Source organism: Chryseobacterium sp. GVT01B, from assembly GCF_019970045.1.
In the GTDB taxonomy this organism is placed as follows: domain Bacteria; phylum Bacteroidota; class Bacteroidia; order Flavobacteriales; family Weeksellaceae; genus Chryseobacterium.
Genome location: NZ_JAHXYI010000006.1, coordinates 229,000 through 255,279, shown reverse-complemented (window position 1 = coordinate 255,279; position 26,280 = coordinate 229,000). Strand labels below are relative to the sequence as shown.

Here is a 26,280-nt window from a genome sequence, read left to right as displayed (position 1 = left end):
AACCGATTTAAAAATGATAAAAAACAGCTGTTTCAAGGATTTTTCAATAAAATTCAAAATCAAAGACAGATTTGATTATATTTGACGCCTATACTTGACTATGCAAAAAAAACTGAAACTATGGGACGCCATTATGCTGGTGATGGGTTCTATGATCGGAAGCGGGATCTTTATTGTAAGTGCTGATATGACACGAAACCTGGGATCAGGGTTTTGGCTGATTGTGGTGTGGGTTATCACTGGAGTGATGACCGTAGCAGCAGCTATAAGTTATGGAGAGCTCTCTGCACTCTTTCCGAAAGCCGGCGGACAATATACCTATCTGAAAGAAATTTTCGGAAAAAGGATGGGGTTCCTTTATGGCTGGGGATTGTTCACCGTAATACAAACCGGAACGATTGCTGCAGTAGCAATGGCTTTTGGTAAATTTACTGCTTACCTTATTCCTTCACTTAACGATGCTGCTCCTATTTTCCAAAGCGGGGAATTTAAAATTACATGGATACAGATTCTTGCGATTGCCGTTATTGTTTTGCTTACTTATATCAATACCAGAGGGGTAGAGAGTGGAAAAATCCTTCAGAATATCTTTACTGGTTCTAAAATCATTGCATTATTAGGCTTAATAGCGGCCGGATTTATATTAGTAGATATTTCCCATTTATCAGAAAACTTCAGCTGGGGAACAGATTCTTTTAATAACCTTAAAAAAGATTTGAGTGGTAATTTCCTTAAAGAATGCTGGGAACCGATTGGAGGAATGACTTTATTGGGCGGAATTGCAGCTGCCATGGTAGGTTCTGTTTTCAGTTCTGTTGCCTGGGAAAGTGTGACCTTTGTTTCCGGTGAAATTGAAAACCCTAAAAAAAATGTAGTAAAATCGATGATTTATGGCACATCTGCTGTAATGATCCTTTATATAGCAGTCAACTATGTATACTTGAATGCCCTGGACAGAGACGGAATTGCATTTGCAGCCAATGACAGAGTAGCGGTTGCTGCATCTCAGAATATTTTTGGAAGTGCAGGAACCATTATCATTGCTTTATTGGTAATGATTTCTACATTTGGATGTAATAACGGATTGATTCTGGCAGGAGCGAGAGTTTTTCAGACGATGGCAAAAGATGGAATGTTCTTCAAGTCGGCAGTTAAAAACAATAAAAATGAAGTTCCTGAAAATGCTTTATGGATGCAGGGAGTTTGGGCTTCAATTCTGTGTCTGAGCGGACAGTACGGGAATTTATTGGATATGATCTCTTTTGTAATCGTTCTGTTCTATATGATTACTGTTTTTGGAGTTATTTATTTAAGAATGAAACAGCCGGAACTGGAAAGACCTTATAAGACATGGCTTTATCCGGTAACACCTGTTATTTACCTTATCATAGGAACATGTTTCTGTATTTTACTGTTAATTTACAAACAGCAGTATACATGGCCGGGCTTTGTACTGGTATTGCTGGGACTTCCGGTATATTATTTTATCAACCGGAAAAAGGCGGACGCTTAAATAAAATAAAAGATATAATAGATTCAGGGCCTTCAATTCAGTTTGAAGGCCCTTCTTTTTGAATAATATTTAAGGTATTGTAACAATTATTTGGTGAAAATGCGTATTTTGGTATTCCGTTTTTAAATAAGCGGACCATGAAGTAAAAACTATAAGTTATGGATACACCAAATTACCGAATGCCTTTCGTACCGTCTACTTTAATGACCGAAGGTGGAAGTATCGATACCTGCGATATGGGGGAAAGTATTGCTCACAATATTATGTTGCTGATTACCACCAAAAAAGGGGAGAACAGATATGATGAAAACTATGGAAACGATGTTTGGAACCTTGAATTCGATAATGGAGTGACAAGTGCCATCTGGGAAAACGTTTTTGTCAAAAGCCTCAGAAGACAAATCCAGGAATATGAACCAAGAATTGTAAGCCCTCAGATCGATGCCCATATACAATTTGTAGAGCACAGCTACGATACTAAAGAACACACCGAAATTAAAAAGAAAGTAAGAATTGCCATCAATGCAAAAATGGAGGAAACAGGAGAACGTTTCAGTTTTTCAACCGAATTGTTTCTAAGCCCGATGTCTATTGATTAATATTTTTAACAGCGAAAGAAAATTATGAATTTAGATCAGAATATTTATTCCAAAGAATCTGTAAAAGCAAGAATGCTTCAGAATGCAACTAAAGTATGGGGGTTAAGAAGTCCGCAGTCTTTAGATCCTTTTGTAAAACTGTTGATAGATGCATTCAGTACAGAAGTTTTTAAAGCGAATAATGAAATACAGACGGTAAATGCCCGTATATTGGAAAAACTGGCAAAACTTCTTACACCGTCCATCTACACACATCCTATTCCTGCTCATTCAGTGGCTTTTACACAGCCCTATGATTCATCGGAGGTTTTATTGGAACATACGGAGTTTTTCTTCCGTAAACAGATGACTTCCACAGTAAAATCAGAATCCGATAAGCAGCTGAATATCCCTTTTACACCGGTAGGAAATGTAAGGATCAATAAAGTTCATACGTCTGTTATGTTTGTAGGAAATACCTGCTACAGCATAGATGACCGATTTAATAAAATTCCTATTGCAAGATTTCAGGGAAGACCTGAAGATTACAGAAAAATCACAATAGGAGTAGATGTAAGCAAATATATAAGTGAAAACTTTCCTAAATACCTGAGCATATTCTGTTCTAATCCGGCTTTTGAACACCTTGATTTTGTATATAAATTATTGCCATACATTTCAGTGTCCAGCAATGGAAATCCTTTATTTGTAAGAGAAGGATTAAGCTATCTTACAGAAAATCATACGGACGGTTACGAACAGATGTTCAAAGAGCAGTCCATCAGAAATAAGGTGATTAATGATATTAAAAGCATTTACCGCCATAAATTTATTGAAGTAACAGGAATTTCTCAAAGCCTGTTCTCAGAACCCGGGCAGCTTCCTCAGAATCTTGATTTCTTAGCAGGAAAAGAAGAAATTACAAAATTCCTGGATAATAAAAGTTTCCTGTGGCTTACTTTTGAATTCCCGCCGCAGTTTTCAGCAGAAATCCTGGATAACTTCTCATTTGTACTGAATGCTTTCCCGATCTACAACAGAGGTTGGAAAAAAACAGAATACAGTCTTGATATCATGGGAAATAATATTCCTTTGGTAACTGATGAAGGTGAACATTTTCTTTATGTAGATGAGGTACAGGACGGTGATGGAAGAAAGTACACAGAAATTCCTTTTACACCTGCAGATGATCTTAAAAAAGGTTTATACACTGTAAGAAAAGGAGGAATGGAACGCTTCACAAGCAGAAATGCAGTTGATATGATTGCCAATGTTCTTGAATTGACAAGAGACGAAATTGCAGCATTTTCCCTTTTGAACAGAGATAACGTAAAAGGAGTTCTCAGCGAAATGTCCGATAAAATGAAAACCATGGTACAGAAAGTAAACAATGCCAAAAGGAATATCAGACAGGAACTGAATTATGTTATCATGGAACCGGTAGAAAAAACCGATCATACCTATGCTTCTTTCTGGGTTACGCATTGTACTTTGGCCAATCACATGCGTCCGGGAACTGAACTATCCAACCAGTTGAAGTCGCAAACCGTTGTATTGCTTACCGAAACATTGGGTGGTGCTGAAGAACAGAAAGGAACAGACAGTATTCAGGCTTATAAATATGCACTTACGACAAGAGATAAGATCATTTCTTTAGAAGATGTCAAAAACTTTTGCCGTATGATTCTGAAAGATGAGGTAAGAGAAGTAAGGGTAAGAAGAGGAACCATGATCAGCAACAAGCCCAAAGAAGGTTTTGTAAGAACCGTTGAGGTAGAAATTATTCCGCAGAACTATTCTTTCTATGGAAGAGCCTATTGGGAAAACATGGCTAATATTATAAGAAATCAGATCATCGCCAAAGCCATTGATGGGATTGAATATGTGGTAAGAATAAACAATGAAGATGTCGATTTCCAGGATATGTAAATCTTTAAAGAAAATTAAAATCAGTTTAAAATATAAATGCCGATTAGTATGGCATTTTGAATGATATCAATAGGAACGGGCTTTAGCCCGTTTTTTTATTAAATGATTTCCGATTGGCTTTAGCCGAAACATAATATCCGGAACGTATGGAATCATTCAGCAAAATTCAATAAAGTAAGATCCAGTCTATTAACAAAACCTAGGAATTTTTTATAAAACTTTTATCGTTCTAATATTCAAAAAAAGTCTATAAAATTTCGTATTTTTGCACGTTGTGATTTTCAGGCAAAGTCACTCCGAATTATGAGCAAATCAACAGAATATATAGAAGTTTACGGAGCACGTGAACACAACCTTAAAAATATTAATGTTAAAATTCCACGCAACGAATTGGTCGTTATTACAGGCCTTTCCGGAAGTGGAAAATCCTCATTGGCTTTCGACACTATTTTTGCGGAAGGCCAGCGTCGTTATATCGAAACATTCTCTGCTTATGCACGCCAGTTTCTAGGCGGCTTGGAGCGTCCTGATGTAGATAAAATTGAAGGACTTTCCCCGGTCATTGCCATCGAGCAGAAAACAACCAATAAAAACCCTCGTTCTACCGTAGGAACTGTTACAGAATTGTATGACTTTCTACGTCTTTTGTATGCAAGAGTTTCGGATGCGTACTCTTTGTCTACCGGACAAAAATTGGTAAGCTATACAGAAGATCAGATTCTGGATACCATCAAAGAAAATTATAAAAAAGAGAAAATCATGCTTTTGGCACCAGTCGTGCGTTCCAGAAAAGGGCATTATCATGAGCTTTTTGTACAGATGGCTAAAAAAGGCTACGGACAGGCAAGAATTGATGGCGAATTGCAGGATATTGAATATGATTTAAAACTTGACCGTTATAAAACCCACGATATTGATATCGTTATCGACCGTTGGATTATCGGGGAGAATGCTTCAGAAGGCAGAATGGAAAAATCATTGCGTACTGCGATGGAAATGGGAGAAGGAATTATCGGAATTCAGAAATTGGGAAGTAAAGATATCGAATACTTTTCCAAAAACCTGATGGACGCAGAAACAGGGCACTCTCTGGCGCTGCCGGAACCGAATACTTTCTCATTCAACTCTCCGAAAGGAAGCTGCCCGAACTGTAAAGGGTTGGGAACCATTAAAAAGATCAATACCGATTACTTTATTGATAATCCAAAACTATCTATCAATCAGGGAGGATTATTGCCATTGGAAGATATCAAATCAAACAAATGGATTCTTTCCCAGATTAAAAATATTCTTGAGATTTTCGGACTGGGATTAACAACGCCTTTGCAGGATATTCCTGAAGAAGCATTGGATTATATCTACAACGGATGTCATAAAGAATTCAATAAAGACCTGAAATACGCCGGAATTACCAAGAAAATTAAGATTGGCTTTGACGGTCTGATTGCTTTCATGGAAGAAATTATTGAGGAAAGAGAATCTTATGAAGCCATTTTGCTGGAAAGACACTTCACAACAGAAGAAACCTGCCCGGAATGTCATGGAACACGTCTTCAGCCTTCAAGCTTAAGTTTTAAAATTGACGGTAAAAATATTGCTGAGATCAATGGTTTAAGCTTATCAGACTTAAAAGACTGGTTAGCTGATGTTAGAGATAAATTCTCAGAAAAAAATAAAATTATTGCTCATGAGATCTTAAAAGAAATTGAAACCAGACTTCAGTTTTTGCTGGATGTAGGATTGGACTATTTAAGTTTGAGCAGAAGTTCAAAAACCCTTTCAGGAGGAGAATCACAGAGAATCCGTCTGGCGACACAAATTGGATCTCAATTGGTCAATGTACTATACATTCTTGATGAACCGAGTATCGGGCTTCACCAGAGAGATAACGAAAGACTGATTCATTCCCTGAAAAACCTTAGAGATATCGGAAACTCTGTATTGGTGGTAGAACATGACAAAGACATGATTCTTGAAGCCGATGAGGTATTGGATATTGGTCCAAGAGCCGGAAAATTCGGTGGAGAAATCCTTTGGCAGGGAAAACCAAAAGATTTGTTGAAAGCAGATACCATCACTGCTCAATACATCAATGGAAAAAGAAAAATTGCAATTCCTGAAGAAAGAAGAGCAGGAAGCGGTAAAAATATTGTTTTAAAAGGAGCAACGGGTAACAACCTTAAAAACGTAACCCTGGATGTTCCTCTTGGAAAACTGGTAGTAGTAACCGGAATTTCAGGAAGCGGAAAATCTTCCCTGATTAACGGAACACTATATCCGATCCTTAACAAACACTTCTACAGAGCAGTTCAGGAGCCTTTGCCTTACAAAAAAATTGAAGGACTGGAGAATATTGATAAAATTGTAGACGTAGATCAAACACCAATCGGAAGAACACCACGTTCTAATCCTGCTACCTATACAGGAATGTTTACGGATATCAGAAACCTTTTTGCGGAACTTCCGGAAAGTAAAATCCGTGGTTACAAACCGGGAAGATTCTCTTTCAATGTAAAAGGCGGAAGATGCGAAACCTGTCAGGGTGGTGGATTGAAAGTTATTGAAATGAATTTCCTTCCGGATGTATATGTTCATTGTGAAACATGTAACGGAAAACGTTTCAACAGAGAAACCCTTGAAGTTCGTTACAAAGGAAAATCGATTTCTGATGTTCTGGATATGACCATTGATGAAGCGGTAGATTTCTTCCAGCCGATTCCTAAGATTTTTGCAAAAGTGAAAACATTACAGGACGTAGGTTTAGGATATATTACGCTTGGACAGCAGTCAACAACCCTTTCAGGAGGTGAAGCGCAGCGTATCAAGTTAGCAACCGAATTAGCGAAAAGACAAACCGGAAACACCCTTTATATCCTTGATGAGCCAACGACAGGACTGCATTTTGAAGATGTAAAAATCCTGATGGAAGCCATCAATCAATTGGTAGAACTTGGAAACTCGTTCATTATCATCGAACATAATATGGATGTAATCAAATTAGCAGACCATATCATCGACGTTGGACCAGAAGGAGGAAAGCATGGCGGACAGATCGTAGCACAGGGTACCCCTGAAGAAATTGTGAAGTCTAAGAAAAGCTTGACTGGGAAGTTCTTGAAGAGGGAACTGGAATAGAATTATAGAAATATATTACGGAAAACCACAATGAAAATTGTGGTTTTTTTATTTATTTTTGGGGAAAAGACTAATCATCATGGAGAAATCAGAACAAATTGTTCAACTTGAAAAGATATTTAATTTCAACTTGAATTTAGTAGGTAATGAAAATATAATTTCAAGAATAGCTCATAAAAATTGTTACCAAATTGATAAGGATAATAATGTAATAGCAATTAATTTATCAGGAAATGGTATCAATGAAATAAAAGGGCTAGATGAATTTGTTTATCTAGAAAAATTGGTAATCGAGGAAAATGAAATTACTGAAATTAAGGGAGTCAATAATCTTTTAAATCTTAAAGATTTATATTTATCCAATAATAGAATTTCAGAAATTAAAAATTTAGAAAATTTAAAGAATTTAAGATTTCTCGACTTATCATATAATAAATTAAAAAAGATAAGTGGGCTAGATGGGTTGTCAAAATTATATGATTTAAAATTAAACTGGAATGAAAAATTAGATACAATAGAAGGTTTACATAATCTTGTTAATTTAGAATGGTTATCAATTAATGGTACAGAAATTAATAAAATTAAAAACCTAGAAAATGTAATTAATCTTCGCTATCTATACTTAGGAGCAAATAAAATTAAGAAAATAGAAGGCTTAGAAAATTTAAAAAAGTTACGTTCAATTTATTTAAGTTATAACCAGATAACTAAAATTGAAAATTTAGATGACTTACCGGATTTACATAATATACGTATTAGAAATAATCAAATTAATAATCTAAACCAAATTTCAAATTTAAAGAAATTAAAGAATCTTGATATTTCAAATAATTATATTTCAAATTTTGAAGATATAAAGGAGTTATTGGAATTAAAGTATTTAAATCAAATAATAATAAATAATAATATAATATTAGAAAATAATAATATAATATTAGGTTCTGAAAAAAATCATTACGATGTTATTATTAATGAAATTATAAAGTATCAAGCTGCTAAAATTAGAGTTAGATTACCTTTAAAAATTTGTTTATTGGGGAATCATGCATGTGGGAAATCCACATTTTTAAATTACTTTTTTTCTAGTGAAATAGAAACAAGTAATTCAACACATATATTGCAAATATCACAATTTAAGAATAAGAAGGTTAAAGATGAAATTCCCCAAGCTATTTTTTATGATTTTGGAGGGCAAGATTATTATCATGGTGTTTATAAAGCATTTTTGACACAGTCTTCAACAAATCTTCTTTTTTGGAACAAAAATTCTGATGTTAATAAATATAAAACTGACTCCAAAGGAGAAAAGAATATAAATTTTAATCGTAGATATTGGCTAGGTCAGATTGATTATGTTGATCAGTTAGATGAGTTTACTAGTGATCAGAAAAATATATTCCAAATACAAACTTATTCTGAAAAACATCACCAAGATATATTGCTTAATGATAATACTATACGACATGTTTATTTAAGTCTTGACAAGCTAAGCTTTGAAAATAATAAAATGTATAATCTTACTTTACATAGTTTTAAAGAAGAAATATTAAATATTATTACTAATAGACCAGAAAAGGAAGTGGCTTCAGAGGAATTTGATCTTTATAAATTTATTGTTAATAACAAAAAGCTTAATGAAATTAAAGTAAGTCAATTGCTCCCTTTTTATCATAAAAAAAAGAGTGAGATGAATCTTTTGAAAGCTGAATTAGATCAACTTTCAAAAAAAGGATTAGTTCTTTACTACAAAAATAGTTTAGATTTAAATGATGTAGTTTGGTTAAATCCTGCGAAGACAGTAAGAGATATATATAGGATATTTAATGAAGTTACTTTAAGGAAGTATAATGGAGAAGTTCCTCAAAATATTTTTGAAGCGAAAATTAAAAATAAAAATTTATTAGAGTTACTGAAATACAATAAAGTAATTTTTTTTGATAATAAATCAGATCCCGCTAAATATATAATTCCTGGTTATTTAAAATCTACAACCGATGAAGATGATGACTATTTCATCTTTGGAGATTTTAATCAGTTTAATTTTATCTTAAAATTTGAAAACTTTATTCCATTTGGATTTATAAACCAATTAATTTGTCTGTATGGCGGAAATCCTGAAAAAAAATTTTATAAAAAAGACCAGTTAGTTTTTACTGCAAAAAATCAGAATGCAAAAGTGTTAGTTAAACTTGATTATGAAAAGTTAATTATTAGTGTTGGAATTATTCCCAAAGAAAATAATTTTGATACTAAAACTTTAGAAAGAGAAATATTTTTTGATATTTTGAATACTTATTTGGATAAAAATATTGAAAATGAACAGATTGAATTAGAAGAAAATCAAATTAGGGATACTGATATTCTTTTAACAGAAAAAAAATATAATAAGTTTCCAAATGATCTATACCTTTCCACAGATAATAAAAATTTTATACACTATAATTTATTGGAAAGTGATGAATTTTCTTCTAGTCTTATTAACGGCTATAGAATTAATATAAATAATAGTGGACTTGATTTTGATAAGACAGTAATTTTGAAAAGTTTAAATTTTAAACATTTTAGTAATAATAAAAATATAAAAAATATGAAGAAAATATTTATTTCTTACAGTCATGAAGATGTGATTGAGAAACAAAGACTAATGACTTTTTTAAAACCTTTAGAACGAAGTGGGAAGATAAATATTTGGCAAGATTTAAAATTACAAGCCGGTGTTGAAGTCCAGCAAGAAATCTTTGATAAATTGGATGAGGCAGATATTATAATTATGTTGGTAAGTCAAGATTTTATAGGATCAGATTTTATTTATAATCACGAACTTCAAAATGCAATGAAAAAAAGAATAGAAAATAAAGTAAAAATATTGCCCATTATGATTTCTGATTGTACAATATTTGACCTCGATTTATATATTGATAATGATGAAGACCAAAAAGTAAAAATGGGTGATTACTATTTTGTGCCGCAAGATGAGAAAAATAATATCAAACCAATTAGATTATGGGAATCTCATCTTCAAGATAGTGCTTGGAAAAAAGTTTATGAAGCGCTAAAAAAACTAATGGAATAATATATGCTTTGATTAGCAAATAAAAATTTAGTTTTTATGTCCAAAATTAACTTCCAATATTAAATTTTCAATTATTTTTAAAATTTATTCTGCTGAAAATCAATTAATTAATTTCTAATGTTAACTCAATGTTAACTGAATGTAAAATTAATATGAATTATTTTTAATAACTTTGGTTAAGAGATACAAAAAAAGGTTAGTATAATATTTAAAACCAATTAGTTATGAAAAATCGAATTCAAATATTGTTTGCTTCACTTTTCGTTTGTGGATTTGCTGCCGTTTTGAACACTGCCAAAGCCCAAACTACCAATCATAATACCATTGAACCTATTCAGCTGAATAGGAGCGAAACTTTTACAGATATAAGAAATAAACTGGAAGCTAATTTTGATCTTACCAATCCTGATTACAAGCAGGGAACTGTAAATTCAGTAGTGAAATTTGATATTGCCAAAAATGGTAAAATTGTAAATGTTCATTCTACAGGAGACTGCAAAACGGTAAGCAAAGAAATTGAAACAGTATTAAGCGATCTTGATTATAGAGTAGACCGCAATAAACTGACTGATAACATGGTTGCCTACACTTACGTAATGCCTGTGACTGTAGAAATCCACAGCAGATAATATTCATTGCATATTATTCATAAAAGTGTGAATAATGAAAGCTTATCAGATTAAGTTGTAATAAAAAATAATCAGATAGATTTTAATTTTGCTTTACCATAAAATTAAAACTATATGAAAAATTTAAAGAAGCTGACGAAGTCAGATTTGAAGTCAGTGTACGGAGGAGAGCCTAAAAAATACTGTACGTTTTGCGAATGGGCAAATAAAGTAATTTGCAGTGATGTTCCAATCGTTCAATGTCCGTAAAAAAATAAAGCCGCTTTATAAGCGGCTTTTCTATTGCTGTGTACTTTGAACAAACTCTGTTAATCTCGTTTTAAGATCTTTGGAATTTCCAATTTTGTCAAAAGTAATATTGTTTATTCTCCATCCTTTTTCAGTATTGATGAGGTGTATGGTATCCGTCCATATAACTTTAGGTGTGGTTATATTGTACTCAAACTCTATCAACGCTTCTGCTGTCTTATCATGTCTTGTAACAGACTTTATTTTATAACTGGTATACCCTTCGTATAAACTTGAAAACATTGCACCTTCAAAGATCAGGGGTTTCTCATCAGGATGATCACTGTTTTTTACTTTCTCAATATCTGCCTTTGAAGCATATATGGCATCTTCCAAAGCTTTCTTTAGATCCTTAGAAAATAAGTCCCCGGAAATTGCCTGATTATAGACAGCTTCATTAGATTTACCATATTGAGTGTAAAGTTCATTCACTTTTTCATTGATTGCTTTATCTGCAGGCTGAATATCATTTTTTTTACAGGCAGTAAAAAGCAGAAAAATGGCCAGATATAAAAATAATTGTTTTTTCATCTTTGAATTATAATGTTATGAAGGCTGTCAAATCTTATACCAATAATCTCTTTTTATAAACGATCAATCACTATCCAGTAGTTAGCAACATATTTATTCCGTAGCATTCATACAATAACAAAAAATCAATACATTTGAGTAGATAAAAAAAATTGTGGATCCTATTCTTAACGTTGCTGTCCGTTCCCTCTGCGTTTACCTTTTCATGGTAATTGCTATCCGTTTATTTGGTAAAAATCTGCTTTCTCAGCTCAATGCAGGAGATGTTGTATTGTTGCTGCTGATTTCAAATGCAGTCCAGAATGCGATGGTAGGCCCTGATACTTCTCTCCAGGGCGGAATTATTGCGGCATTAGTTTTGTTTGTCGCTAACTTTATTTTAAAAAGAATCATGTTTTCCAGCCGTTCCTTTCAGACTTTTATGGAGGATGAGCCGGTAATTCTTATCAGAGATGGTGTTGCAGATCAGGCAGCGCTGAACCGTGTAAAAATTACAGAAAGTGAATTGGAAGAAGCAATAAGAGAACATGGAATTGAAAACATAGACAATGTAAAACTTTCCGTTCTGGAAGTGGATGGGAATATCAGTGTCGTTTCTCAGGATGAGAAAAGCAAACAGACCCACTATTCAAGAATTAAAAGGAAAATAAAAAGAAAATATCATTAAATAAGATGAATTACGAATTAAGAGAAATGCTTCCCAGTGATGAAACCCGTGTGCTGGAGATTTTCCGTCAGGGAGTAGATGGTGGAATTGCTACTTTGGAAACAGAAGTTCCTACCGCTGAAGCCTGGAGTATGGAATATTTCAACGACTGTCGCTGGGTACTTGAAAATGAAAATAATGAAGTAATAGGATGGTGCGCCCTGAAACCAATCAGCAAAAGAGAAAGTTTTAAAGGAGTTGCAGAAGTAAGCATTTATTTTGATAACGAATACCAGGGAAGGGGATTGGGTTCCATATTGCTTAAAAAGATAATTCTGGACAGCGAGGACCACGGATTCTGGACATTGCAGACCAATATCTTCTCCGAAAATGAAATGGCCATCAAGTCTCATCAGAAAAACGGCTTCAGAGTGGTAGGAGTCCGAAAAAAAATTGGAAAGCTTAACGACGAATGGAAAGATCTTGTTTTGATGGAGAAAAGAAGCGAAATTCTTTAAAGAATAAAGAATGATGAATGATGAATGATGAATGATGAATGATGAATGATGAATGATGAATGATGAATTTGTTTGATAAGCACTAATCTCCATAGTAAAATTCACTATTGACTTGCGAAGCAAAATTGACCATTGACAATAAAAGGCTGTATATTCCAACCTTAAACCTTAAACCTTAAACTCTGAACTCTGAACTTTCCAATTTGGCATTACCCTTGTAATAGTTAAGTTGAAAAAATAGAAATAATGAAAAATTTGATTAAAATTACAGGAGTTCTTATTGTGATGTTTTTGCTGTCATCATGTGTAGTGCATGACAATGGGCGTCGCGTTAAAACAGTTCCGCCGGGACAGGCTAAAAAAATATATGGTGGAAGTGCAAAAGATTATGCTCCTGGGCAGGTGAAAAAAAGAAGCGGCTATTAACAGGTCGTGTAAAATGAAAACTAGAAGCAGGTTTTAACATATATTAGCTTAATTTCAATTTCTTTTGGCATTAACATTGATATATTTCGCTATCGAAATTGAAAAAGTGAAAATAATGAAAAGTTTGTTTAAAGTAGTTGGGGCAGGCGTGGTACTATTTATGCTGTCTTCATGCATAGTGCATGAGCCTCATGGAAGAAGAATGCCGCCGGGTCATGCAAAAAGGTATTATGGTGGAAGTGCAAGATACTATGCACCTGGCCAGGTAAAGAAAGTGTATATTTATGACGATCGTGGTCATCATCACAGAGGCCGTGGTCATGGGCATCACAGATAAAAAAAGAGAGCACTGATTTTTCAGTGCTTTTTTATAAATTATAATCTCGATTTTTTCGGATTCAGGTAAGTATTAAAGATCATCACTTCCTGGCCAAACTTTTTCTCAATTCTTTCAGAGATATTCAAAAGTTCACTTTTAATGAAATCTTCCCGCAATTCATCATTTTCAAAGATTAATAAGAGGTTGTAATTTTTACCATCTTCAATATAATCACTATGTACTTCAGAAAGAATATATTTGTCTACATCCATTAGGTTTTCAGTCATTAAAACCAATGTTTCATCAATATAATTTTCCCATTCTTCCAGGTTATCTTTCGTACAGTGGAAAGTTATACTTAATACTCCCATATTTTTATGAATTTTTAAGATTTTTTGGATAAATTCTACAGCAAAAATCGGCATTTTTTTCGTAAATTAGCCCGTTAATAAAAATTGGAAATAAATAATTTTCAGACTTACAGCTAAGAGTTTGAATATCATTACAATAAAATTTGTTTATGCAAAAAGAAGGAGAAAGACTGATTCCTATCAACATTGTTGATGAAATGAAGTCGTCTTATATCGATTATTCGATGTCCGTTATCGTTTCAAGAGCGTTACCGGATGTAAGAGACGGCTTGAAACCCGTTCATAGAAGAGTACTTTATGGTATGTATGGATTAGGGGTGTTTTCTAATAGAAAATATTTAAAATCTGCGAGAATTGTTGGGGATGTTTTGGGTAAATATCACCCGCACGGAGATTCCTCTGTATATGATGCTATGGTAAGAATGGCCCAGGACTGGAGCTTACGTTATCCTCAGGTTGATGGCCAGGGTAACTTCGGTTCAATGGATGGTGACCCGCCTGCAGCAATGCGTTATACTGAGGCAAGATTGAAAAAAATCTCTGATGAGGTGCTTTCAGACTTAGACAAAGAAACAGTTGATTTCCAGAATAACTTCGACGACAGTTTACAGGAACCGACAGTAATGCCAACTAAAGTTCCGAACCTTTTGGTAAACGGTACTTCCGGTATTGCAGTAGGGATGGCAACCAATATGGCGCCACACAACTTATCAGAATCTGTAGATGCAATCTGTGCTTATATCGATAATAAAGAAATTACGATTGATGAGCTGATGCAGCACATCATTGCACCGGATTTCCCTACAGGAGGTATCATCTACGGTTATGACGGTGTAAGAGATGCGTTCCATACAGGAAGAGGTAGAGTTGTTTTAAGAGCTAAAGTTAGCTTTGATGAAATAGGAAACAGAAACGCTATTATCGTTAGTGAAATTCCTTATCAGGTTAACAAAGCAGAAATGATCGCAAGAACAGCTGAGCTTGTTAAAGATGAGAAAATCCCTGGTATCCACGAGATCAGAGATGAATCGGACAGAAAAGGACTTCGTGTTGTTTATGAATTGAAAAACGATGCTATTCCGAACGTTGTTCTTAACCTATTATATAAATATACGGCACTTCAGACTTCTTTCAGTGTAAACAATATTGCATTGGTACACGGAAGGCCGGAGCAGCTGAACCTTAAAGATATCATTCATCACTTTGTAGAGCACAGACATGAAGTAATCGTAAGAAGAACTCAGTTTGAGCTTAAAAAAGCAAAAGAAAGAGCACATATCCTTGAAGGGTTCATGAAAGTGATCGGAACTCAGGATTCATTAGACAGAGCGATTTCTATTATCCGTCACAGTGCAAACCCTCAGGCAGCAAAAGAAGGCTTGATTGAGGCATTTGAACTTTCAGACATTCAGGCTCAGGCGATTCTTGATCTTAGATTGGCTCGTTTAACAGGAATGGAGCTTGATAAGATCCGTGATGAATATGATGCGATCATGAAAGAAATTGAAAATCTTGAAGATATCTTAGCCAATGAGCCAAGAAGATTCCAGATCATTAAAGAAGAATTGATCGAAATCAAAGAAAAATACGGAGACGAAAGAAGAACTGAAATTGATTACTCAGGAGGTGAAATGTCTATCGAAGATATTATCCCGAATGAAGCTGTAGTTCTTACCATTTCTCACGCAGGATATGTTAAGAGAACTTCACTTTCAGAATATAAAATTCAAAGTAGAGGAGGTGTAGGAAATAAAGCGGCTACAACCAGAGATTCTGACTTCCTTGAATATATCGTTTCTGCAACCAACCACCAGTATATGTTATTCTTTACAGAAAAAGGAAGATGTTACTGGTTAAGAGTATTTGAAATTCCGGAAGGCTCCAGAACAGCAAAAGGAAGAGCGGTACAAAACCTTATCAACATTGAACCGGATGATAAGATCAAAGCCTATATCAGAACCAATAACCTGAAGGATTCCGAATATGTAAATCAAATGAGCGTTGTGATGGTTACCAAAAACGGTACAATCAAGAAAACATCATTAGAAGCTTATTCAAGACCAAGAGTAAACGGGGTAAATGCTATTGAGATCAGAGATAATGACCAGTTGTTAGGAGCTTACCTGACCAATGGAAATTCTCAGATTATGATTGCTACTAAAAATGGTAAATGTATTCGTTTCCCTGAAGAGAAAGTAAGAGAAGTAGGTAGAGGATCTATCGGGGTAAGAGGAATCCTGCTTGAAGACGGTGACGAAGCTATTGGTATGATTGTTGTGAATGATGTAGAGAACGAAACAGTACTTGTAGTATCTGAAAAAGGATATGGAAAGAGAACTGCAGTAGAAGACTACAGAATTACCAACAGAGGAGGAAAAGGAGTTATCACCCTGAACATTACCGAAAAAACAGGAAATCTGATCGCTATTCAAAACGTAACAGATGAAGATGGATTGATGATTATCAATAAATCCGGCGTTGCCATCAGAATGGGTATGGATGAAATGAGAGTAATGGGTAGAAATACTCAGGGAGTGAAACTGATCAATCTTAAGAAAAATGACGAAATTGCAGCTATTGCAAAAGTAGCGATGGATAAGGATGTAGAAGAAGATTCTGAAGAAATTGAAGAAGGAACAGATATTGTAGCTGATAACCAGGAAAACGATACAATCCCTCAGGCTGAAAATGAAAATGCAGCAGAGGAAAATGAGAATTCTGATTCTGAAGAATAAATTGTACAATATAAATATAAAATAGTTATTATGAAGAAACTAATTTTAGGAATGGCTATCGTAGCGTCTGCTTTTGCTTTTGGGCAGAAAAAAGATGCCAATGCTTTGAATGCCCAGCTTCAGGAAGCTAATAAAGTTGCTATGGATGCATATAATGCAAAAAATTATGCAGCTGCAGCACCTAAGTTTATAGAAGTTTATGACCTATTGAAGGCTAATGGACAGGACAACAAAATATATATGTATTATGCTGGACTTAGTCACGCATTAGCGAATAACAGCGACCAGTCTATCAAAATATATACAGACCTTGTTAATTCCGGATTTACAGGAGTAGAAACTACTTATACTGCAAAAGAAAAGAAAACAGGACAGGTAGTGAATCTTGATAAAGCGACTTGGGAGCTTATGAAGAAGAACCCGGACTATACTGATTTCAAAACTGAACAGACAAAAAGTATAGAATCAGACTTATACGAAACTCTTACTTCATTACTTCTTAATGCGAAAAAAGCACCTGAGGCTCTTGCTGTTATTGAAAAAGGATTAGTTAAATTCCCAAACAGTGCTAAGCTTAAAGAAGCTCAGACTACAGCATATCTTCAATCAGGAAATACAGATAAATTTGTTTCCGGATTGAAAGAACAATTAGCTAAGAACCCAAATGACGCAACAAACTGGTATAACCTTGGGGTAATGCAGGCTAAAAACCCTGCTACTGTTAATGATGCTTTAGAAGCGTTTAAAAAAGCAGTTGAGCTTAAGCCTGACTTCTCTGATGCATATCAAAACTTAGTATATACAACTATTGGTGATGATGCTAAAGTAGTAGGAGAGATCAATGCATTGAGAAAAGACAAACCGGATGAGGCTTCTAAATTAATCGACGCAAGAAGAGAAAGATTTGGAAAAGCATTACCATACGCTGAAGGATGGTATAAAGCAAATCCAAAGAGTCTTGATGCAGTTACAGCGTTAAAGGAAATTTACATAGTAACTAAAAATATGGATAAAGTTAAAGAGATGAAAGCTAAAGAAGCTGAGCTTAGTGCTACAGCAACAAAGTAATCATTTGATAACTCAATCATAAAAAGCCGGAACAGGAAATGTTCCGGCTTTTGTTTTTAAGAATAAAGGGGGATGGTTCATTCTGAAAATACATTCTTATTCAATATTTATAAACAGAAATTTTGAATGAAAAAAAACTCTTCTTTGTTTAAATGATAGGTGAATTTCACACAGAGAATTTCTCTGTAATTCCGTATCTTTGAGAAAAATTTTTATAAGATGATCGAGTGGAAAACCGCCAAGGAATACGAAGATATTACCTATAAAAAATCTAACGGAGTAGCAAGAATTGCTTTCAACAGACCAGAGGTTCGTAATGCATTCAGACCCAAGACTACTTCAGAACTATATGATGCTTTTTATGATGCTTCTGAAGACCCTTCAATAGGGGTTGTTTTGCTTTCAGGAGAAGGACCAAGCCCTAAAGACGGCGGCTGGGCATTCTGTAGTGGAGGAGATCAAAAAGCCAGAGGACATCAGGGATATGTAGGAGAAGACGGAAGACACCGTTTGAACATTCTTGAAGTTCAGCGTTTGATCCGTTTCATGCCGAAAGTAGTTATTGCAGTTGTTCCGGGATGGGCAGTTGGTGGAGGACACTCACTTCATGTTGTATGTGATTTGACTTTAGCGAGTAAAGAACACGCTATTTTCAAGCAGACAGATGCCGACGTTACCAGCTTTGATGGTGGTTACGGTTCTGCTTACCTTGCTAAAATGGTAGGTCAGAAAAAGGCCCGTGAAATTTTCTTTTTAGGAAGAAACTATTCCGCGCAGGAAGCTTTCGAAATGGGAATGGTAAACAAAGTGGTTCCGCATGCGGAATTGGAAGATACAGCTTACGAATGGGCTCAGGAAATTTTAGGAAAATCACCGATGTCTATCAGAATGCTGAAATTTGCTATGAACCTTACAGATGATGGGATGGTAGGCCAGCAGGTTTTTGCAGGAGAAGCAACCCGTCTTGCCTATATGACAGAAGAAGCTCAGGAAGGAAGAAATGCATTCCTTGAAAAAAGAAAGCCAAACTTCGGAGAAGATCAATGGATATCCTAAAAATATAACTGATAATTGATAAATGATGATTCATATATCATTTATCAATTATCGTTTATCAATTATAATTATATGACTGATTGGATAAAAGCCGCAAGGCTAAGAACTTTACCGCTTTCCTTAAGCGGAATTATTATGGGAGCCTTCATTGCAAAATGGAGACTTTACGGAGAAGGTGGAATCTGGGACTGGAAGATTCTGGCACTTGCTCTTTTGGTAACGCTTTTATACCAGATTTTATCAAATTATGCCAATGACTACGGTGATGGAGTAAAAGGTACCGATGCCAAGAGAATCAATGAAGCTGAAGCAAGAGCCGTAGCATCAGGAAAAATTACGGCAAAACAGATGAAAAATGCAGTGATTCTTTTCGCAGCATTGTCTTTCATTGCCACCATTGCTTTGTTGTATGTTGCTTTCATTCCAAATTATATGAATGAGTTTTATATTTTCATAGGATTGGGTGTAGCGAGTATTTTGGCGGCGATTGGGTATACAGTAGGTAAAAAACCTTACGGATACATGGGGTTGGGAGATATCTTCGTGTTTATCTTTTTCGGACTTGTTTCTGTGTGTGGAAGCTATTTCTTATTTACAAAAACTTTCAGCTGGGATATGTTATTACCTGGAACAGCTGTTGGAATGATGAGTATGGCAGTTCTTAATCTGAACAATATGAGAGATATTGAAAGCGATAAACTATCGGGAAAAAACAGCTTTGCGTTGAGAATAGGATTCAAAAATGCAATGATCTATGAAATGATCCTGTTACAGCTTCCATTGATACTAATCCTTATTTTTTTAGGAGTAAACGGATTTATACAACAGCAAAATTATTATGTTTTCATCGTAATGATCCTGTTATTTCCATTATCAAAGCTGAGAAGAAATATCATGTCGGTAAAAGAGCCAAAAGAATTAGACCAATATTTAAAGCAGGTAGGTATCATGACTTTTGTAATGGCCATTCTTACGGCAGCCGGACTTAATTTATTTAACTAAATCTAAAATAGTATATCATGAGTTCTAATGTCTATGTTGAAGCTCAAATGCTTATCAGAAAACCGGTTGAAGATGTCTTTGAAGCATTTATCAATCCTGAAATAACAACAAATTTCTGGTTCACAAAATCTACCGGAAAATTAGAAGAAGGTAAAACGGTTACCTGGGAATGGGAAATGTATGGTGTGAAAAACGCAGTAAATGTACATAAGATCATTCCGAACCAGCTGATCAGAACAGAGTGGGGAGATCCTTCAACGAATGTAGACTACGAATTCAAAACTATGGAAAAAGGAACTCTTGTTATCATTAAGAGCTACGGATTCAATCAGACTGGCGAAGATCTGATGAAACAGATTAATGACAATACAGGTGGTTTTACGACGGTTTTAGATGGCTGTAAAGCATATTTGGAACATGGTATTAATCTCAGACTTATTGAGGACAAATTCCCATCGAAATAATAAATTAAAGAAAACACGAATGGCACGAATGCTTTCACGAATATCACTAATCTCATGGTGTTGTTTGTGAAATTATTTGAGTCATTTGTGTTTAATAACAATTGAAACTAAATTTAAAATGAAAATACAATTCTTAGGGCAAAATTGTTTCCTGTTCACTTACAAGGACAAAACAATTCTGAGCGACCCTTTTTACAACTACAAAAAAGCAGAATCAGGGTTTGATATTACTGCTCAAAAAATCGATTACATCCTGCTGACTCATGCACATGGTGATCATATTGCCGATGTAGCAGAGGTGTTGCAGCATTACCCGGAAGCTACCATCATTGGAGTTCCTGAAGTATGCGGTTACTTCCAACAGGCAAAAAACAAAGACGATGTGAACCTCGGAGGATCAGCAAAAATCGACGATCTTAAAATTTCCATGGTTCCGGCCCACCACACAAGTTCTTTTCCTGATGGAAGCTATGGAGGTGTTCCTGTAGGGTATATCTTCAGACTTCCTGAAGGTAAGAATATCTATTTGGCTGGAGATACAGGAGTAATGGCTGATATGGAACTGTTCCCAAGATTATATGGAAACATTGATCTTTCTATCCTTCCTATCGGGAGCCACTACACAATGTGCCCTCGAAAAGCTTCTTTTGCTGCTGCTGAACTATTGAAAACTCCAAAAGTAATCGGATGTCACTTTGATACTTTCCCGGCAATTGAAATCAATCATGAAAGTGCATTAAAACATTTTGCAGATAAAAATGTAGAACTTGTTTTACCGAAATTAGGCGAGACGTTCGAATTTTAATCAATAACGGGAGTCGGTAATCTGAAAATTAGAAAAAAGAAAATGATGCGTAAGGTATTAAAAACAAAAAAAGATAATTATCAAATTACCTCTCTTCTCACTTTAAACCAAAAAAAAATGGCAAGCTACCTAAATCACACCGCTACGACCGATTACCTTTGCTGCGTTCCCACCCTGGAGGATTCTCAGGAGCTGGTTGTTTAGGACTTGCCGTTGCAAAGGTAGGAATATTTTATAAACTTCAAAACTTTATTAAAGAAAATTAGTTGAAAAAATGCAGTGGTAAAGCTAAACGCTTGACATTTAGAGGGAAAATTTTTCAACTTTTTTCTAAAAATTTAAATATGACGAAAAGTCCATCAACACTAGGAATTATACTTTTTATCGCTACAATGATCGTTTTCTTTGTAGTATACACTTTTTTCTCAGGAATCAATTATTTTGATATCTCTTTGAAAGCCAATGCTTTTGTTTTGCCTCTTCTCTATGCGGGGACTGCTTTCTGGTCTGTAAAATCCTTTTGGAACAACCATAGAGTAGTAAAATTCAAAGATGCTTTCAAAAGAGCATTCGTTCCGATGTTTGTCGGAGGAATTCTTTCCATCTTCAGTATTTATGCCTTTTTAAACTTTGTAGATCCGGCGGCTAAAAAGCTGTTGAACTACCAATATGTTCAGAGACAAAAATCAGAATTGGATACAGAATATACTTCTGCAAGAAAAATCCTGAAGCATCAGAAAGATATTGATGAGCTGGATCAGAAGTACAAAGAAAGGCTACAAAGCTTCACTCCGGAAGCTGTTAAAGGAAAAGATATGCTTACCGCAAGTCATTTTTCAGGATACTTTGCAGCAATTCTTATATTTTACGTAGTTTTGTCGGTGTTTTTCGGAGCGTTTTTCAGAACAAGAACAATACATCAGCCCGAAGAAACAAATCAAGCCTAATTTTTATTAAAATTAAATGAATTTATCTATAGTTATTCCGTTACTGAACGAAGAAGACTCTCTGGAAGAGCTTTTTTCAAGAATTGATAAAGTATGCACAACCAGCAATTTATCTTACGAGATCTGGTTTGTAGACGATGGAAGTACGGATTTGTCGTGGAGCATTATTGAGAATATGAAAGTTCAGTATCCTCAGATCCACGCTATTAAATTTTCCAGAAATTATGGAAAATCACAGGCGCTTCATGCAGCCTTTGAAAGAACAAACGGAGATGTAGTGATTACCATGGATGCCGACCTGCAGGATTTCCCTGAAGAAATTCCTGAACTGTACAATATGGTGATTCATGATAATTATGATATTGTTTCCGGTTGGAAAAAGAAGCGTTTTGATAATGTAATGACGAAAAATATTCCGTCAAAACTATTCAATGCAGCAGCAAGAAAAGTTTCAGGAGTTTATCTTCATGACTTCAACTGTGGTTTGAAAGCTTACAAAAAGCAGGTTGTAAAATCTGTTGATGTTTACGGAGATATGCACCGCTATATTCCGGTACTGGCTGCCAATGCAGGTTTCAGAAGAATCACGGAAAAAGAAGTACAGCATCAGGCAAGACCTTACGGAACATCAAAATTCGGTACTGAAAGATTTGTAAGAGGTTTTCTGGATTTGATAACGCTGTGGTTTGTAAGCCGTTTTGGAGGAAGACCAATGCATTTCTTTGGAGCAGTAGGAACGTTAATGTTTATTGTTGGTTTTCTTTCTGCACTTTGGCTGGGAATTTCTAAACTGATTGACGTTGCAAGAGGAATTTACGGACATTTAATTACCAATAATCCTTGGTTCTTTATTGCTTTAACAATGATGATCTTGGGAAGCCTTCTGTTTGTAGCAGGATTCTTAGGAGAAATGATTATCAGAACCAATCGTGAGCACAAGAACTATAATATCGACGAAGTGATATAAATTCAGAGGGGTATTCAGTTAAACATACTGAAAATAATCTGTTAATATAAATCTTTAGTCGATGTATGACCATTCCCATCCTCTGGAGGGGTGGCGAAAATTCAAAGAATTTTTGACGGGGTGGTTACGCTAAATAATGATTCCAATTTCAATACATAAAAAGCACTCTGTCAGCAGGGTGCTTTTTGTAATTTTATAAAAACTTTTAATCAGGATGTTTAAACTCAAGCCAATTCTTTTTTATTTTCTTTTACTTTTTGCAGCTTCATGTTCATCCAATAAACTTTCTGGTTCATGGGAATTTATTGATATTTATGATGGGGAAATCCATCAGACAGATACATTGAAAACCAAGACAAAAAATTCCAGATACGGAACAGGAATTCTCACTTTTTATAAGGATAAAACTTTCAGTTCAATGGGGAATAGCGGGACTTATGAAATAGAAAATAATCTGTTGAAAATGAAGTATAATGATGATAAAGAAGCAACTTCAATGAAAATTTCAGGTATAAATAAAGATTATCTGCTTTTGTTTTCACTGGCTGGAAGTCCTAAAACCTGGTTTTATAAAAAAGTAAAAGGAAAGGAGAAATAGTCTTTCCCGAAAAGCAAAAAATTGAAAATTATCAGGTATTTTATTGTCAAAAGACAAAGATTTTTAGAAATTTTAATCCTATTTTTGTTCAAAAGTAATATTGAAAGTCCATTGAGAGCTATGAAAAATGCTTTCAGAGATTTTCAATAAATATCTTTACGGTTATAATATAGAATATTTAAAATTAAATATGAAAAAAGTTGTATACACATTGATGCTGATGGCAGTAGTTTCCTGTGGAAAAGTTTCTCCGAAAGGAAATATTGAAAAGAAGGATGTGGATGTTTCGGAGTTCGTCAACCTTGATCTGGAAGGGAAATTCCGTGTATTTTATGCCAAAGGGCCCAAGAATTTTGTGGAAATAGAAACCTATCCGAATGTGGCGAGCAATCTGGATGTGGATGTAAAAGACAAAACACTTTTCATTAAAGAAAAAAGAGGTACAAAAGGCGTAGATTTTTATAATGTAACGATTTATTCAAAATATAACCTGGAAAAAGTAGCCATTTCTGACTCTGTGGAAGTGAATATTTCAAGTGAAATCAAGACCGACAATTTCAGACTTAATATGAAAAATAATGCAAGTTTCATGGGATCTGTCAACACAAGAAGAGCAGAAGTGGAAATGCACAACAGAAGCCGTGCGAATTTTCTTGGATTGTCTAAAGAAGCGGTTATAAAAATCTCAGATACAGCAAGTTTAATTGCTCCTTACTGGAAAATCACCAATCTGAATATCGATTCTAAAAACGGAAATTATGCAGAAGTAAATGTAAAAGATTCTTTGAAAGGGAATATCCAGAATACTGCAAAATTTGTTTACTATAACGATCCTATCAGGGCGTTCAAAATCGATAAGACGACGAAAGTTGAAAACAAAAAACTGGATTAAAAACAGTATTATTTAAACTAGAAACTTTACAAACTATAAAAGAACAACATACAAATATGAATACATTAGAAAAAGCGAAACTTTGGTTAAGTGATACCTTCGATAAAGAAACGAGAGATGCTGTACAGTCATTGATCGACAGCAATTCTCCGGATCTGGAAGATTCTTTCTACAGAGAATTGGAATTTGGGACAGGAGGTATGCGTGGAATAATGGGAGTAGGAACCAACCGCTTGAATAAATATACATTAGGACAGGCTACACAGGGATTGGCGAACTATATGCTTCAACAGTTTAAAGGTGAGGAAATTAAAGTGGCTATCGCTTATGATGTTCGTAATAACTCAAAAGAATTCGGAAAGCTGGTAGCTGATGTTTTGACTGCAAACGGAATTAAAGTACTGCTTTTCAAAGATCACAGACCCACTCCGGAATTGTCTTTCACCGTTCGTGATAAAAAATGTAACGGAGGAATTGTACTGACAGCTTCTCACAACCCGCCGGAATATAACGGTTATAAAGTATACTGGAATGACGGAGCGCAGATTGTTCCGCCTAATGATGAAGCCATTATTAAGGAAGTATATTCTGTGAAATTTGAAGAAATTAAATTCAACGGAAATGATGATCTGATCGAATGGATAGGAGAGGAGCAGGATGATGTATATATCGATGCATGTATTGAAAACTCTACTTATCAGAATGTTGGAAAAGAAAATTTAAATATTGTTTTCACATCTATTCACGGAACAACCTATACAACGATTCCAAAAGCTCTTGAAAAAGCAGGATTCAAGAAAGTTGATCTTGTAAGAGAACAAATGATTCCGAGTGGAAATTTCCCAACAGTAGACTCTCCAAATCCGGAAGAGCCTGCGGCATTGGAAATGGCAATGGATCTTGCAAGAATTACCAATGCAGATATCGTGATCGGAACAGATCCGGATGGGGACAGATTGGGAATTGCGGTAAGAAATCTTGATGGTGAAATGCAGCTGTTGAACGGAAACCAAACCAATACGATCCTTACTTATTATATCCTGAATGAATGGAGAAAGCAGGAAAGAATTACAGGAAAAGAATTTATCGGTTCTACGATCGTAACGTCAGATATTTTCTTTGATATTGCTCAAAAATTCGGAGTTGAGTGCAAAGTAGGTCTTACCGGATTCAAATGGATTGGAAAAATGATCCGCGAAGCAGAAGGAACACAGAAATTTGTGTGTGGTGGCGAGGAAAGTTTCGGATTTATGACCGGAGATTTCGTTCGTGATAAAGATTCTTGTGGAAGCATCCTTTTAGCTTGTGAAATTGCAGCATGGTGCAAAGCCAACGGAAAAACAATGTATCAGTACATGATCGAGATCTATGAAGATCTTGGAATGTATTACGAAGGATTAATCAACATTGTAAGAAAAGGAAAAGAAGGCGCTGAAGGGATTGAAAATATGATGAAAAACTTCCGTGAAAACCCTCCAAAAGAACTTGCAGGATCATTAGTGGAAGAAGTAAAGGATTTCAAAGAACAGACAAGCCTTACCATTTCTACCAACGAGAAAAAAGTAATGAATGATATTCCAAAGTCTAACGTATTGATCTATTACACCCAAGATGGAACAAAAGTATGCGTAAGACCTTCAGGAACAGAACCTAAAATTAAGTTTTATGTTTCTGTAAAAGATTCTGTTACTTCAGAAGCGGATTTCAGAGATAAATTAAAATCATTGGAAGCTAAAATCGGAGCCGTTAAAACAGATTTGAAACTGGATTAATTTCACCTAAAACAGCAG

General features: G+C 34.9%; 24 protein-coding genes and 1 other RNA gene. 22 read left to right on the top strand and 3 right to left on the bottom strand.

Translation table 11 applies throughout. The annotated features are described in order from the left end of the window. Positions 1–100: 100 nt before the first annotated feature. The 7 genes from LC457_RS15995 to LC457_RS15965 all read left to right on the top strand — a co-directional run bounded on the left by LC457_RS15995 (position 101) and on the right by LC457_RS15965 (position 11,106). Positions 101–1,513, top strand: coding sequence for an APC family permease (locus LC457_RS15995; protein ID WP_223600781.1), 1,413 nt, complete (start codon positions 101–103; stop codon positions 1,511–1,513). Positions 1,514–1,671: 158 nt separating this feature from the next. Then, on the top strand, positions 1,672–2,112 hold the full coding sequence (locus LC457_RS15990) for a GPW/gp25 family protein (RefSeq protein ID WP_047374475.1): 441 nt from the start codon (positions 1,672–1,674) through the stop codon (positions 2,110–2,112). A gap of 24 nt (positions 2,113–2,136) precedes the next feature. Then, positions 2,137–4,020 (top strand): type VI secretion system baseplate subunit TssF, encoded by a 1,884-nt coding sequence (locus tag LC457_RS15985; RefSeq protein WP_223600780.1) that lies wholly within the window; start codon positions 2,137–2,139, stop codon positions 4,018–4,020. Between the two features lie 303 nt (positions 4,021–4,323). Beyond that, positions 4,324–7,155 (top strand): excinuclease ABC subunit UvrA, encoded by a 2,832-nt coding sequence (gene uvrA, locus LC457_RS15980; RefSeq protein WP_223600779.1) that lies wholly within the window; start codon positions 4,324–4,326, stop codon positions 7,153–7,155. Between the two features lie 79 nt (positions 7,156–7,234). Further along, positions 7,235–10,228, top strand: a complete 2,994-nt coding sequence (locus LC457_RS15975; protein ID WP_223600778.1) for a leucine-rich repeat domain-containing protein — start codon at positions 7,235–7,237, stop codon at positions 10,226–10,228. 224 nt (positions 10,229–10,452) lie between these two features. After that, positions 10,453–10,857, top strand: a complete 405-nt coding sequence (locus LC457_RS15970; RefSeq protein WP_223600777.1) for a hypothetical protein — start codon at positions 10,453–10,455, stop codon at positions 10,855–10,857. 114 nt (positions 10,858–10,971) lie between these two features. Further along, positions 10,972–11,106, top strand: a complete 135-nt coding sequence (locus LC457_RS15965; protein WP_077417018.1) for a protein with bacteriocin-type signal sequence — start codon at positions 10,972–10,974, stop codon at positions 11,104–11,106. Positions 11,107–11,136: 30 nt separating this feature from the next. Here the strand turns inward: LC457_RS15965 and LC457_RS15960 are convergent, their stop codons facing one another. Beyond that, positions 11,137–11,676: a hypothetical protein gene (locus LC457_RS15960; RefSeq protein WP_223600776.1), complete on the bottom strand. Its 540-nt coding sequence runs from the start codon at positions 11,674–11,676 to the stop codon at positions 11,137–11,139. A gap of 154 nt (positions 11,677–11,830) precedes the next feature. Here LC457_RS15960 and LC457_RS15955 point away from each other — a divergent pair, with 154 nt between their 5' ends. The 4 genes from LC457_RS15955 (at position 11,831) to LC457_RS15940 (ending at position 13,603) form a co-directional block, all read left to right on the top strand. After that, positions 11,831–12,343, top strand: coding sequence for a DUF421 domain-containing protein (locus tag LC457_RS15955; protein ID WP_223600775.1), 513 nt, complete (start codon positions 11,831–11,833; stop codon positions 12,341–12,343). 5 nt (positions 12,344–12,348) lie between these two features. After that, positions 12,349–12,840 carry a GNAT family N-acetyltransferase gene (locus tag LC457_RS15950; RefSeq protein WP_223600774.1) on the top strand — a complete coding sequence of 164 codons (492 nt, stop codon included), beginning with the start codon at positions 12,349–12,351 and terminating at the stop codon, positions 12,838–12,840. A 246-nt stretch (positions 12,841–13,086) separates the two neighbouring features. Continuing rightward, entirely contained in the window at positions 13,087–13,266 is a 180-nt protein-coding gene (locus tag LC457_RS15945; RefSeq protein WP_223600773.1) for a quinol oxidase subunit 4, read from the top strand. A gap of 115 nt (positions 13,267–13,381) precedes the next feature. Continuing rightward, the gene (locus tag LC457_RS15940; protein ID WP_223600772.1) at positions 13,382–13,603 is read left to right on the top strand and encodes a hypothetical protein; all 222 of its coding nucleotides are present in this window, start codon (positions 13,382–13,384) and stop codon (positions 13,601–13,603) included. A 38-nt stretch (positions 13,604–13,641) separates the two neighbouring features. On the opposite strand, the gene LC457_RS15935 is transcribed toward LC457_RS15940, so the two are convergent. Next, the gene (locus LC457_RS15935) at positions 13,642–14,010 is read right to left on the bottom strand and encodes a DUF4286 family protein (protein ID WP_223600771.1); all 369 of its coding nucleotides are present in this window, start codon (positions 14,008–14,010) and stop codon (positions 13,642–13,644) included. A 95-nt stretch (positions 14,011–14,105) separates the two neighbouring features. On the opposite strand from LC457_RS15935, the gene gyrA reads away from it, so the two are divergent. The 6 genes from gyrA to LC457_RS15905 all read left to right on the top strand — a co-directional run bounded on the left by gyrA (position 14,106) and on the right by LC457_RS15905 (position 21,086). Then, positions 14,106–16,691 (top strand): DNA gyrase subunit A, encoded by a 2,586-nt coding sequence (gene gyrA, locus LC457_RS15930; RefSeq protein WP_223600770.1) that lies wholly within the window; start codon positions 14,106–14,108, stop codon positions 16,689–16,691. A 30-nt stretch (positions 16,692–16,721) separates the two neighbouring features. Then, positions 16,722–17,759, top strand: coding sequence for a M48 family metallopeptidase (locus LC457_RS15925; protein ID WP_223600769.1), 1,038 nt, complete (start codon positions 16,722–16,724; stop codon positions 17,757–17,759). 219 nt (positions 17,760–17,978) lie between these two features. After that, positions 17,979–18,815, top strand: coding sequence for a 1,4-dihydroxy-2-naphthoyl-CoA synthase (locus LC457_RS15920; protein WP_223600768.1), 837 nt, complete (start codon positions 17,979–17,981; stop codon positions 18,813–18,815). Between the two features lie 72 nt (positions 18,816–18,887). After that, positions 18,888–19,817 (top strand): 1,4-dihydroxy-2-naphthoate octaprenyltransferase, encoded by a 930-nt coding sequence (menA, locus tag LC457_RS15915; RefSeq protein WP_223600767.1) that lies wholly within the window; start codon positions 18,888–18,890, stop codon positions 19,815–19,817. Positions 19,818–19,834: 17 nt separating this feature from the next. After that, entirely contained in the window at positions 19,835–20,281 is a 447-nt protein-coding gene (locus tag LC457_RS15910; RefSeq protein WP_223600766.1) for an SRPBCC family protein, read from the top strand. A gap of 118 nt (positions 20,282–20,399) precedes the next feature. Beyond that, a complete protein-coding gene (locus LC457_RS15905) occupies positions 20,400–21,086 on the top strand; it encodes a metal-dependent hydrolase (protein WP_223600765.1) in 687 nt (228 codons plus the stop codon). Between the two features lie 115 nt (positions 21,087–21,201). On the opposite strand, the gene ffs is transcribed toward LC457_RS15905, so the two are convergent. Next, positions 21,202–21,299: signal recognition particle sRNA small type (gene ffs / locus LC457_RS15900), an RNA gene on the bottom strand. Positions 21,300–21,430: 131 nt separating this feature from the next. On the opposite strand from ffs, the gene LC457_RS15895 reads away from it, so the two are divergent. The 5 genes from LC457_RS15895 (at position 21,431) to LC457_RS15875 (ending at position 26,262) form a co-directional block, all read left to right on the top strand. Next, entirely contained in the window at positions 21,431–22,033 is a 603-nt protein-coding gene (locus LC457_RS15895) for a DUF4199 domain-containing protein (protein ID WP_223600764.1), read from the top strand. 16 nt (positions 22,034–22,049) lie between these two features. Then, positions 22,050–23,000, top strand: a complete 951-nt coding sequence (locus LC457_RS15890) for a glycosyltransferase family 2 protein (protein ID WP_047425488.1) — start codon at positions 22,050–22,052, stop codon at positions 22,998–23,000. A 214-nt stretch (positions 23,001–23,214) separates the two neighbouring features. Further along, entirely contained in the window at positions 23,215–23,598 is a 384-nt protein-coding gene (locus LC457_RS15885) for a hypothetical protein (protein WP_223600763.1), read from the top strand. 190 nt (positions 23,599–23,788) lie between these two features. Continuing rightward, a complete protein-coding gene (locus LC457_RS15880; protein WP_213279613.1) occupies positions 23,789–24,490 on the top strand; it encodes a GIN domain-containing protein in 702 nt (233 codons plus the stop codon). A 56-nt stretch (positions 24,491–24,546) separates the two neighbouring features. Continuing rightward, a complete protein-coding gene (locus LC457_RS15875) occupies positions 24,547–26,262 on the top strand; it encodes a phospho-sugar mutase (protein ID WP_223600762.1) in 1,716 nt (571 codons plus the stop codon). Positions 26,263–26,280 lie beyond the last annotated feature (18 nt).

Bases quoted from the DNA above. Each gene is read 5' to 3' on its own strand.
- LC457_RS15945 (WP_223600773.1), top strand. From the start codon at position 13,087: ATGAAAAATTTGATTAAAATTACAGGAGTTCTTATTGTGATGTTTTTG.
- LC457_RS15940 (WP_223600772.1), top strand. From the start codon at position 13,382: ATGAAAAGTTTGTTTAAAGTAGTTGGGGCAGGCGTGGTACTATTTATG.
- LC457_RS15970 (WP_223600777.1), top strand. From the start codon at position 10,453: ATGAAAAATCGAATTCAAATATTGTTTGCTTCACTTTTCGTTTGTGGA.
- gyrA (WP_223600770.1), top strand. From the start codon at position 14,106: ATGCAAAAAGAAGGAGAAAGACTGATTCCTATCAACATTGTTGATGAA.
- LC457_RS15895 (WP_223600764.1), top strand. From the start codon at position 21,431: ATGACGAAAAGTCCATCAACACTAGGAATTATACTTTTTATCGCTACA.
- LC457_RS15885 (WP_223600763.1), top strand. From the start codon at position 23,215: ATGTTTAAACTCAAGCCAATTCTTTTTTATTTTCTTTTACTTTTTGCA.
- LC457_RS15950 (WP_223600774.1), top strand. From the start codon at position 12,349: ATGAATTACGAATTAAGAGAAATGCTTCCCAGTGATGAAACCCGTGTG.
- LC457_RS15985 (WP_223600780.1), top strand. From the start codon at position 2,137: ATGAATTTAGATCAGAATATTTATTCCAAAGAATCTGTAAAAGCAAGA.
- LC457_RS15925 (WP_223600769.1), top strand. From the start codon at position 16,722: ATGAAGAAACTAATTTTAGGAATGGCTATCGTAGCGTCTGCTTTTGCT.
- LC457_RS15995 (WP_223600781.1), top strand. From the start codon at position 101: ATGCAAAAAAAACTGAAACTATGGGACGCCATTATGCTGGTGATGGGT.
- LC457_RS15965 (WP_077417018.1), top strand. From the start codon at position 10,972: ATGAAAAATTTAAAGAAGCTGACGAAGTCAGATTTGAAGTCAGTGTAC.
- LC457_RS15890 (WP_047425488.1), top strand. From the start codon at position 22,050: ATGAATTTATCTATAGTTATTCCGTTACTGAACGAAGAAGACTCTCTG.
- menA (WP_223600767.1), top strand. From the start codon at position 18,888: ATGACTGATTGGATAAAAGCCGCAAGGCTAAGAACTTTACCGCTTTCC.
- uvrA (WP_223600779.1), top strand. From the start codon at position 4,324: ATGAGCAAATCAACAGAATATATAGAAGTTTACGGAGCACGTGAACAC.
- LC457_RS15975 (WP_223600778.1), top strand. From the start codon at position 7,235: ATGGAGAAATCAGAACAAATTGTTCAACTTGAAAAGATATTTAATTTC.
- LC457_RS15960 (WP_223600776.1), bottom strand. From the start codon at position 11,676: ATGAAAAAACAATTATTTTTATATCTGGCCATTTTTCTGCTTTTTACT.
- LC457_RS15990 (WP_047374475.1), top strand. From the start codon at position 1,672: ATGGATACACCAAATTACCGAATGCCTTTCGTACCGTCTACTTTAATG.
- LC457_RS15910 (WP_223600766.1), top strand. From the start codon at position 19,835: ATGAGTTCTAATGTCTATGTTGAAGCTCAAATGCTTATCAGAAAACCG.
- LC457_RS15935 (WP_223600771.1), bottom strand. From the start codon at position 14,010: ATGCCGATTTTTGCTGTAGAATTTATCCAAAAAATCTTAAAAATTCAT.
- LC457_RS15905 (WP_223600765.1), top strand. From the start codon at position 20,400: ATGAAAATACAATTCTTAGGGCAAAATTGTTTCCTGTTCACTTACAAG.
- LC457_RS15880 (WP_213279613.1), top strand. From the start codon at position 23,789: ATGAAAAAAGTTGTATACACATTGATGCTGATGGCAGTAGTTTCCTGT.
- LC457_RS15875 (WP_223600762.1), top strand. From the start codon at position 24,547: ATGAATACATTAGAAAAAGCGAAACTTTGGTTAAGTGATACCTTCGAT.
- LC457_RS15920 (WP_223600768.1), top strand. From the start codon at position 17,979: ATGATCGAGTGGAAAACCGCCAAGGAATACGAAGATATTACCTATAAA.